Genomic DNA, 10,127 nt, shown 5'->3' on the forward strand with positions numbered 1-10,127 from the left:
GGGTCAGGAACGGGGCTCCCACCGCCAGGTACGCGTCGTCACGAAGATCGCGAGCGCCGTCCACCCCACGAGGAGGACGATGTCGGCGACCACCGGCGACACCGGTAGGGGGAGGGTCTGGAGTCCGGCTCCCGAGCCGCCCCAGCCCTTGGTGATCAGGTCCGCCGCGGGGACGAGGGGGACGAGGATCGAGAGCCAGGAGACGATCTCGATCGGGTGGTCGAGCAGTTGGGCGCCGATGACGGCCAGGATGAGCAGCGGCATCATCGTGAACATGACGCGCTCGTGGTTGCCGGTGATGGACACGATGAAGGTGCCCAGGGTGGGTGCGAGGATCAGCCCCAGGACGACCCCGACCAGCACCAACGGCAGGTTCTCGGGTGCCGGGGCGCCGGTCACCAGGAACACGGCCAGCATCAGGAGCATCTGGGTGAGGCCGAGCGCCGCGACCGCGAGCAGGTTGGCGGCGATCAGCTCCGCGCCGTCCAGCTCCGTGGTTCGCAGTCGCTTGTAGACCAAGGTGTCCCGACGTGACGAGAGCTGCGTCGCCGTGCTCATGTACGGCGTCATCATCAGCGCGTACATGAAGTACACGCCGAGTGTGGCGCCCCACTGCTCCGAGCCCTCCGGTCGCTGCCCCAGGTAGGAGAGACCGACCAACATCATCGGCAGGAGCAGTGCGACCGCGAGCACGCCCTTGCGACGCGTCAGCAGCCGTAGTTCGGTGAGGGTGAAGGCCATCATGAGGGCGAACCGCCCGCGTGAGCGGATCATGGTCCGGTCCGGGGCGGCCGGGCGCGTTTCGTTCGTCGTCATGACGTGGTCACGTCCTCCTTGACGCGGTGCTCGGCGTCGGTGCTCGGCGGCTCGTCCGAGGAGAGCCGTTCGTCTCCCACCCGGATCGCGTGGAAGAGGTTCTCCAAGGTGGCGGCTTGGGCGTGCAGGTCGGTCAGGGTGAACCGTTGGCGCTCCGCCCAGTTCAGGAGGAGGGTCAGGTCCGTCTGGAGTGTCGAGGTCTCGATCCGCAGCGAGGCTTCCGAACCGTCGGTGTACCGCTCCATGGTCGGGACGGCGGACAGGGCGGGCAGCCGGTCCGCCTCCGCGTCGGGCAGGCGGGCGGTGATGGTGGCCGGGTACGAGGCGAGGACCTCGCGCTTGGTCCCGGCGACGGCGACACGTCCCTGGTGCATGATGGCCAGGCTGTCGGCCAGGGACTCGGCCTCTTCGAGGTAGTGCGTGGTCAGGATGATGGTGGAGCCGTTCGACCGCAGCTCGTCGACCATGGACCAGAGGCGCCGACGGGACTCGGGGTCCAGCCCGGTGGTGGGCTCGTCGAGCACCACCAGCTCGGGGGAGCCCCACACCGCCAGTGCGATGTCCAGGCGTCGCTTCTCGCCGCCGGACAGCTTGTCCAGACGGACCCCGGCACGGTGGGAGAGTTCGACGCGCTCCAGGACCGAGTCCACGTCGTCGACACGACCCGAGATGGAGCTCCAGAGGTGTGTCATCTCGCGGACGGTCATCTCCGTGAGGAAACCGGCCTCCTGGAGCATGAAGCCGGTTCGTCGACGCAGGTCGCGGCGGTCGCGGAAGGGATCCAGGCCGAGGACGCGGATGTGGCCCTCGTCCGGCCTCCGGTAGCCCTGGATCAGTTCCAGCGAGGTGGTCTTCCCTGCGCCGTTGGTACCCAACAGGGCGAACACCTCACCTCGACCGGCGCGCAGGGAGACGTCCTTGACGGCCTGGAACGAACCGTAGGAGTAACAGAGCCCGTCGACTTCGACTGCGAGTTCGGTGAGCGGTGGTGTGGACATGCCTTCACTGTCACAGCGCGGCTCTCACACGGGTAAGTACCGCGCTGTCACGGAAACCGGATGACAGCCACGGGAGGATGTCACACTGCGTCAAGCGATTCGTGCGCAGCGGTGATGATCTGCTCCTGATCGGAGTCCTTGAGGGAGGGGTACAGGGGCAGCGAGAGGACCTCCTCGGCCACGGCCTCCGTCACGGGGAGGGAACCCGGCACGTACCCCAGGTGCGCGGAGCCCGACGTCAGGTGGACCGGGCGGGGTAGCGCACCGTCGTCCGTACCCCGCGGCGGGCGCCCACGGCGTCTCAGCATGTGGACTTGTCGCCGTGCGGATTTGTCGACCCTTCACCGTGACCGCGTGGTCGCGTGGTGTTCGAAGTGCCTGAACAACCATGGTTCCCCACCGACCGTTCGGTCAGGTCATAGGGTCCCAGCTGCGAATATTTGGACCCTGGTGTAGAAAGTGCTCTGACTCACATGCCATGGTGTCCTAGGGCTCAGGCGCATACCGTCCAAATACCTCCGTGTCGTGACACCCGTCGCGGCCGGAGCGGAGTGTGCGTCGCGGCCCCGCCAGCGAATCCGGCCACGGCCGGCTGAGAAATACGGAGCATTGATGGCGACTTCCGACGCCGCGACCCCCGGCCCCCGGCCACTCGACCAGAAGGAGAGGCGAAAGGTCCTCGCGGGGACGATGGTCGGCACCACCATCGAGTGGTACGACTTCTTCATCTACGCCCAGGCGGCGGGCCTCGTACTCGCCCCGCTCTTCCTGGCGCCCCTGTCCGAGAGCAGCCCCGCCGTCGCTCAGGTGCTGTCCTTCGCCACCATCGGCATCTCGTTCCTCTTCCGACCGCTCGGCGCGATCGTCGCCGGGCACCTCGGCGACCGCTTCGGGCGCAAGAAGATCCTGGTCGCCACCCTCATCCTGATGGGGTTGGCCACCTGCGCCATCGGCCTGCTGCCGACCTACGCCCAGATCGGCATGGCCGCGCCCATCATGCTGATCCTCATGCGTGTGCTCCAGGGCTTCTCCGCCGGTGGAGAGTGGGGCGGTGCCGCCCTGATGTCGGTGGAACACGCACCGGTGAACAAGCGCGGCTACTTCGGCGCCTACCCGCAGATCGGCGTGCCGTGCGGCATGATCCTGGCGACCTTCGTGGTCTGGCTGATCACCGCGATCATCGGCGCCGACGCCTTCCTCGAATGGGGCTGGCGCATCCCGTTCCTGCTGTCCTTCGTGCTGATCATCATCGGTCACCTCATCCGCAAGACGGTCGAGGAGTCCCCGGTCTTCGAGCTCATGCAGGAGCGCCGGGCCAAGTCCTCCGCCCCGCTGGGTCGGTTGTTCCGTGAGAACACCCGCGAGGTCGTCCTGTCCGCGCTGATCTTCGTCGCCAACAACGCCGCCGGCTACCTGGTCATCGCCTTCCTCGCGACCTACGCCTCGCGTCCGGTCGAGGAGTTCGGTCTGGGCATGGAACGCGGTCCGGTCCTGCTCGCGACCACCCTGGCGTCCTTCGGCTGGCTGATCTCCACCCTGTACGGGGGTTGGATCTGCGACAGGATCGGCCGGGTGCGCACCTTCCAGATCGGCTACGTCCTACTCGCCGCCTGGGCAATCCCGATGTGGTTCATGGTCGACACCGGGAACATCTACATGTACTTCCTCGGCGTCTTCGTCTTCACACTGACCTTCGGGCTGAGCTATGGCCCCCAGTCCGCGCTGTACGCCGAGATGTTCCCCGCGGAGGTGCGCTACTCGGGTGTCTCCATCGGTTACGCGCTCGGCGCCATCCTGGGCGGCGCCTTCGCCGCGATGATCGCCGAACTGCTGCTGACCAACTTCGGTGCCTCCTGGACCATCGGCGTCTACATCGTGGTCCTGTCCGTGATCTCCTTCGTGGCGGTCTCCCTGGTGAGGAAGGACATCCAGGGCGTCGACCTGCACGTCGAGGAGGTCGCCGGGGCCAAGTAGACGTAGCCCCCTCACACGGGACGCGGCCCCGGTTCGCCGTCGAACCGGGGCCGCGCCGTCGTTCGGTGGACGGCGCCTCAGCGCTCGACCACGTGGCGTTCGTTGGGCACGCAGTGGGTCATGGTCAACCCGGACACGTCCCTGGGGCCGTTCGCTCCCAGGTTCGCCAGCCGCTCCCGGTCCTCGTCGGTGAGGTCCTGGCCGCGCAGGGGCTCCATGCCGGCCACGTCACCGGGCGCGATCCCCAGCCCTTCGCCGACCCGGAGTCCCAGTTCGTCCTCCACCAGGAGGAAGTGCCACACCATTCGCTCCTGGATGGGGCGCACGCACTGGGAGAGCAGGTCCGTGAAGTTGTGCACCAGGTCGTCGCGCTCCCACTGCTCCATCAGCCTGAATCGCTGCCCCGCCTGCTGATAGTCGTTGGCGCGGCCGATGCGCTTACGGGTCAGGCGCCCCCGGATCTGCGGCCCCTGCTCGTCATGGGTGGGGAACCGTCCCTCCCGGAGCCCGCCGGTGATGGAGGGTTCGTAGTTGACGTGCGGGTTCTCGCCGCCTTGGTCCTGCCCGTAGGCCATCAGCCCGTCGCGCTGGTTGGTGCGCACTTCGGTGTGCTTGGCCTGGTTGACCGGCAACTGCAGGTAGTTGGGGCCCACGCGGTACCGCTGGGTATCGCTGTAGGAGAAGGTGCGGCCGACCAGCATCTTGTCGTCGGAGAAGTCCAGGCCGTCGACGAGGACGCCGGTACCGAAGGAGATCTGCTCGTTCTCGGCGAAGTTGTCCGAGACGTTGCGGTCGAGCACGATGCGACCCACCGGCTTGGGCGGGAAGTCCTGCTCGGGCCAGGTCTTGGTGTCGTCCAAGGGGTCGAAGTCGAGTTCGGGATGCTCGTCGTCGCTCATCATCTGCACGAGCAGTTCCCACTCGGGGTGGTCACCGCGGTCGATGGCCTCGTGCAGGTCCTTGGTCGCGTGCCCGGTCTCGTCCGCCTGGACGTTGGCGGCGTCGGCCTCGGTCATGCTGCGCACACCCTGCTTGGGCATCCACGTGTACTTGACCAGGACGGTGTCGCCCGTCTCGTTCACCCACTTGTAGGTGTTGACGCCGAACCCCTGCTGGTGCCGGTAGTCCGCGGGGATGCCACGGGGACTGAACAGGTTGACGATCATGTGCATGCACTCGGGTGTCTGGGACATGAAGTCGAAGATCCGGTTCGGCTCCTGTCGGAAGGTCACCGGATCCGGTTTCAGCGCGTGGATCACGTCCGGGAACTTGATGGCGTCCCGGATGAAGAAGACCGCGAGGTTGTTGCCGACCAGGTCCCAGTTCCCGTCCTCGGTGTAGAACTTGATGGCGAAACCCCGAGGGTCCCGCGCGCACTCGGAGGAGTCGCGTCCGCCGATCACCGTGGAGAAGCGCAGGGCCACTTCGGTGTGCCGACCCGCGCCCTGGAAGAGCCTGGCCCGGGTGAAGCGCTCGATCGGTTCGTCGCCCCACTTGCCGTAGGACTCGAAGTAGCCGAACGCGGTCGCCCCTCGCGCGTGCACGACGCGTTCCGGGATGCGCTCGCGGTCGAAGTGGCTGATCTTCTCCAGGAACTGGTAGTTCTCCAGGGTGGCGGGCCCCCGTTCGCCCACCGTGCGCTGGTTCTGGTTGTCGTAGACCGGGTGGCCCTGGCGATTGGTGAGCACTTCGCGCTCGTCGCCTGCTTCGGGCCCCTGGCTGGATACGTCGGTCATGTCGGCGGTCCCCCGTGTCGGTCGTGTTCCCCTCACTCCCCTGCCCGTGGTTGCGCTGAGTGATGCCCAGGTGACCGAATAATTGCCGAAGGAAAGGTCGACGGGGAGGAGCGCCCCGCGTTTCACGTGAAACACCGGGGCTGGACGCTTCCGACGCCGATTCGTGGGGTCAGGCGTCGCGAACCTGGTCGGGGCGCTCGACCACCGGAGGCAGCACGGACCAGGGGAAGTTGATCCAGCGGTCGGTGTGCTTCCACACGTACTCGCACTTGATCAGCGACTGCGGCTTCTCGTAGATGACCGCGCTACGTACCTCGGCGACGTGCGCGGAGCAGAAGTCGTGCACGAGCTTGAGGGTCTTGCCGGTGTCGGCGACGTCGTCGGCCACCAGGACCTTCTTGTTGCTCAGGTCCACCACGTTGGGGACCGGGGGCAACATGACGGGCATGTCGAGGGTGGTGCCGACGCCGGTGTAGAACTCCACGTTCATCACGTGCAGGTTCTTGACGTCCATGGCGTAGCCCAGACCACCGGCGACGAACAGGCCGCCGCGTGCGATGGACAGGATGATGTCGGGCTCGTACCCGTCGTCGGCGATCGTCTGGGCCATCTCGCGAATGGCGGTGCCGAAGAGCTCGTAGGTCAGGTTCTCGCGCTCGTCGCTCACGGTCTGGTTTCCCCCTGGTAGCCCTGGCGTTGTCCGGTTCGCGGCGGCGTCTCGCAGGTCAGGCCGTCCGCCGCACCGGTACATGCTAACGACGCCCGGGTACCCGAATGGCGGCGCGGTGAGCCCACCGGGTGTCGGTTCGGCGACGAGTCGAGGTGGGGACGAATCGATGGGTCGACACGTGGGGTGAGGGTCACTCGCCCCTGAGTCGTGGGCCACATGTCCACGAGCGGCGGTGTCCTGGGTCACATATTCAGACCTTTTGTCACTTATTGGTCCTTCCCTCATGACATTTTCTTGATTCTGTCCGGTTTGTGGCGAACAGATGGCCGGAAACAGCACCATGTCCGCATACAGATCTTCCGCGCACCAGGAGGTTGCAGCATGGCTGAACACCAGGGCCTACTCCCCTCCGAGCGGCCGCTACAGCTGCTCGACGAGACCGGAACCCCGGTCGACGGCTCCGGGCTCGCGATGCCCGACAACCAGCGCCTCCTGGAGGCGTACACCTCCCTGGTGATCGGCCGCAGGGTCAACGACCAGGCCGGTGCCCTCGTCCGACAGGGCCGCCTCGCCGTCTACCCCTCCTCCCACGGGCAGGAGGCATGCCAGACCGGTGCCGCGCTCGCCCTGGCCGACGGAGATTGGCTCTTCCCCACCTACCGCGACACCGCCGCCGTCATCGCGCGCGGAGTCGACGCCGTCGAGGTCCTCACCCTCCTCAAGGGCGACTGGCACGCCGGCTACGACCCCTACGCGCACAACGTCGCACCCCAGGCCACCCCGCTGGCCACCCAGCTCCTGCACGCCGTCGGCGTCGCCCACGCCGCGCGCCTTCGCGGTGAGGACACCGTCGTCATGGCGCTGTGCGGTGACGGCGCCACCAGCGAGGGCGACTTCCACGAGGCGTTGAACTTCGCCGCCGTGTTCAAGGCCCCGGTCGTGTTCTTCGTACAGAACAACGAGTACGCCATCTCCGTGCCCCTGGCCCGACAGACCGCCGCCCCCTCACTCGCCCACAAGGGCATCGGCTACGGCGTTCCCGGCGAGCGAGTGGACGGCAACGACGCCGCCGCGGTCCTCGCCGTCCTGGAGCGCGCCGTCGCATCGGCCCGTTCCGATGGGGGCCCGCGGTTGGTCGAGGCGCACACCTACCGGATGCAGGCGCACACCAACGCCGACGACGACACCCGCTACCGCGACGGCGGCGAGGTCGACCCGTGGGTGGAGCGCGACCCGTTGACGCGCATGGAGAAGTACCTCAAGCGCAAGCGGGTGCTCACCAAGACCAAGCGGGCCGAGATCGCCGAAGCGGCGGAGGCCGTCGCCGCCCACATGCGCGAGGGCGTCGCGAAGAACACCGACCCCGATCCCGCCGAACTGTTCGCGCACGTGTTCGCCGACCCCACCCCACAGCTGAACGAGCAGGCCGCCTTCCTGGCCGACGAACTGAGCAGAGAGGGCAACTGACATGGCGACCGAGAAGCTCTCCATGGCGCAGGCGCTCAACCGGGCGCTGCGCGACTCCCTCACCGAGGACCCCTCCGTGTACGTGTTCGGTGAGGACGTCGGACCGCTCGGCGGCGTCTTCCGCATCACCGACGGACTGACCGCCGAGTTCGGTGAGGACCGCTGCTTCGACACCCCGCTGGCCGAGTCCGGCATCGTCGGCATGGCCGTGGGCATGGCGATGAACGGCATGCGCCCGGTCGTCGAGATGCAGTTCGACGCGTTCGCCTACCCGGCCTTCGAACAGATCGCCAGCCACGTGGCCAAGACCCGCAACCGCACCCGCGGCCGGGTCGGTCTGCCCATCGTCATCCGCGTGCCCTTCGCCGGCGGCATCGGCGGCGTCGAGCACCACTGCGATTCCTCCGAGGCCTACTACGCGCACACCCCCGGCCTGAAGGTCGTCACCCCGGCCACCCCCGAGGACGCCTACCACCTGCTGCGCGAGGCCATCGCCTCCCCCGACCCCGTCGTGTTCATGGAGCCCAAGAAGCTCTACTGGGCCAAGGAGGAGGTGGACTTCGACCGACCCGTGCCCGCCCTGGGCAAGGCCGTCGTCCGCCGAGAGGGCACCGACGCCACGCTCATCGCCTACGGGCCGTCCGTGCCCACCGCGCTGGAGGCCGCCGAGGCCGCCGCGCAGGAAGGGCGCAGCCTCCAGGTCGTGGACGTGCGCTCCCCCGTCCCCTTCGACGACGAGACCGTGTGCGCCGCCGTGCGCTCCACCGGTCGCGCCGTCGTGATCGCCGAGGCGAGCGGCTACGCCAGCGTGGCCTCCGAGATCGTCGCCCGGGTCACCGAACGCTGCTTCCACTCCCTGGCCGCCCCGATCCGCCGCGTCACCGGCTTCGACATCCCCTTCCCCCCGCCCAAGCTGGAGCGGTACCAACTGCCCGGCGTGGACCGCATCCTCGACGCCGTCGACGACCTGCAGTGGGAGGACCAGTGACCGCCCAGAACTTCGACCTCCCCGACCTCGGGGAGGGCCTGACCGAGGCCGAAGTGGTCCGGTGGCTGGTCGCCGTCGGCGACACCGTCACCCTCGACCAACCGATCGCCGAGGTCGAGACCGCCAAGTCGATCGTCGAGGTCCCCTCCCCCTACGCCGGGACGGTCACCGTCCTGCACGGACAGGAGGGCGAGGTGATGGCGGTCGGCAAGCCGCTCATCACCGTGGACTCCGGCACGGCCGCCGACTCCGCGGGTGAGCGCTACCGCGAGGAGGAACGCGCCGGCTCGGGTTCGGGCAACGTCCTCATCGGTTACGGCACCCCCGAAGCGCAGGCCACGGGACGGCGCCGCAGGCCCCGCGACCGTCCGCCGGCGCGTGGATCCCAGCCCGCGAACCCGACCCGTCGGGTCCCCCTGGTGACCTCTCCCCTGGTCCGCCAGATGGCCCGGGAAGCCGGGCTGCGCGTGACCGACATCCAGGGAAGCGGACCCGGCGGGCTCATCACCCGACGGGACGTAAGCTCCGCGATCGAGGCGGCCGGTGCCTCCACCACCGCTCCGGCCCCGTCCGCCCCGATCGCGGTCCACTCCCCCGCTCCCCCGCCCACCCCGGCCCCGGTGGCCCCGGGCACCGTCGACACCCGCACCGGCCTGGCCGAGTCCCGGCGGGCCCCGATGGGCGCGTTCCGCCGGTCCGTCGCCGCCTCGCTCTCCCGCAGTCGTCAGGAGATCCCCGAGGCGACCGTGTGGGTGGACGTGGACGCCACCGAACTGGTGCGCCTACGCCGGTCCGATCCGGAAGGTCCCGGCCTGCTCGCCTACGTCGCCCGCTTCGCCCTGGCCGGTCTGCGAGCCCACCCGGAGCTCAACGGCCTGGTGGACACCGAGCGCGAGGAACTCGTCCAGTACGACGGGGTCAACCTGGGCCTGGCCGTCCAGACCGACCGCGGCCTGGTAGCCCCGGCCGTCATGGGCGCGCACCGGCTCACCACCGCCGAACTGGACACCGAGATCAAGGAGCTCTCCCGGAGGGCCCGCGAGGGCAAGGCCACCCCGGCCGAACTCACCGGTGGCACGTTCACCCTGAACAACTATGGGTCACTGCGGGTCGACGGCAGCGCCGCGATCATCAACCATCCCCAGGTGGCGATCCTCGGACTCGGCCGCGTCATCGACCGTCCGTGGGTCGTCGACGGGGAGCTGACGGTCCGCAAGATCACGCAGCTGTCCTTCGCCTTCGACCACCGCGTCTGCGACGGCGGTGCGGCGGCGGGCTTCATGCGCGTGGTCGCCGACGCCATGGAGGCCCCGGCCAAGGCCATCGCCCGCCTATAAGTGGTGACGCCGAACGGAAGCGCCCCGGAGGGAGTCGGCACCCGACGGGGCATCTCAATGTCTGAGTCAAGCCACCGACGGGATGGGACGGGCGTAGGGGCGCCCGTCCCGCAACATCGCCCAAAGCACGTTGATTCGCTG

Annotated in this window: 9 protein-coding genes; 4 read left to right on the top strand and 5 right to left on the bottom strand. The window is 68.4% G+C overall.

Features of this window, described 5'->3' with window-relative positions:
* Positions 1-3 precede the first annotated feature (3 nt).
* The 3 genes from ACWGKS_RS16650 to ACWGKS_RS16660 form a co-directional block, all read right to left on the bottom strand.
* Positions 4-816 carry an ABC transporter permease gene (locus tag ACWGKS_RS16650; RefSeq protein WP_358508651.1) on the bottom strand — a complete coding sequence of 271 codons (813 nt, stop codon included), beginning with the start codon at positions 814-816 and terminating at the stop codon, positions 4-6.
* On the bottom strand, positions 813-1,814 hold the full coding sequence (locus tag ACWGKS_RS16655) for an ABC transporter ATP-binding protein (RefSeq protein ID WP_358508649.1): 1,002 nt from the start codon (positions 1,812-1,814) through the stop codon (positions 813-815). Before ACWGKS_RS16655 ends, ACWGKS_RS16650 begins: the two co-directional genes overlap by 4 nt.
* A gap of 80 nt (positions 1,815-1,894) precedes the next feature.
* Complete coding sequence (locus tag ACWGKS_RS16660; protein WP_358508647.1) at positions 1,895-2,122, bottom strand: DegT/DnrJ/EryC1/StrS family aminotransferase; 228 nt, start codon at positions 2,120-2,122, stop codon at positions 1,895-1,897.
* Between the two features lie 304 nt (positions 2,123-2,426).
* Here ACWGKS_RS16660 and ACWGKS_RS16665 point away from each other — a divergent pair, with 304 nt between their 5' ends.
* Entirely contained in the window at positions 2,427-3,788 is a 1,362-nt protein-coding gene (locus ACWGKS_RS16665; RefSeq protein ID WP_358508645.1) for an MFS transporter, read from the top strand.
* 77 nt (positions 3,789-3,865) lie between these two features.
* Here ACWGKS_RS16665 and ACWGKS_RS16670 read toward each other — a convergent pair whose 3' ends face one another.
* Both ACWGKS_RS16670 and ACWGKS_RS16675 read right to left on the bottom strand, forming a co-directional pair.
* Positions 3,866-5,524: a catalase gene (locus ACWGKS_RS16670; protein WP_452523074.1), complete on the bottom strand. Its 1,659-nt coding sequence runs from the start codon at positions 5,522-5,524 to the stop codon at positions 3,866-3,868.
* Positions 5,525-5,693: 169 nt separating this feature from the next.
* Positions 5,694-6,191, bottom strand: a complete 498-nt coding sequence (locus ACWGKS_RS16675; RefSeq protein WP_358508641.1) for a phosphoribosyltransferase — start codon at positions 6,189-6,191, stop codon at positions 5,694-5,696.
* Positions 6,192-6,575: 384 nt separating this feature from the next.
* Between ACWGKS_RS16675 and pdhA the strand changes: the two genes are divergently transcribed.
* Genes pdhA through ACWGKS_RS16690 form a run of 3 tightly spaced genes read left to right on the top strand, consistent with a single transcriptional unit; the run spans position 6,576 to position 9,986 of the window.
* The gene (pdhA, locus tag ACWGKS_RS16680; RefSeq protein ID WP_358508639.1) at positions 6,576-7,661 is read left to right on the top strand and encodes a pyruvate dehydrogenase (acetyl-transferring) E1 component subunit alpha; all 1,086 of its coding nucleotides are present in this window, start codon (positions 6,576-6,578) and stop codon (positions 7,659-7,661) included.
* Between the two features lies 1 nt (position 7,662).
* Entirely contained in the window at positions 7,663-8,649 is a 987-nt protein-coding gene (locus tag ACWGKS_RS16685; protein WP_358508638.1) for an alpha-ketoacid dehydrogenase subunit beta, read from the top strand.
* Positions 8,646-9,986 (top strand): dihydrolipoamide acetyltransferase family protein, encoded by a 1,341-nt coding sequence (locus ACWGKS_RS16690; RefSeq protein WP_452523077.1) that lies wholly within the window; start codon positions 8,646-8,648, stop codon positions 9,984-9,986. The genes ACWGKS_RS16685 and ACWGKS_RS16690 overlap by 4 nt, the downstream gene beginning before the upstream one ends.
* The last annotated feature ends 141 nt before the right edge of the window (positions 9,987-10,127 follow it).

This window comes from Nocardiopsis sp. NPDC055879 (assembly GCF_053615935.1).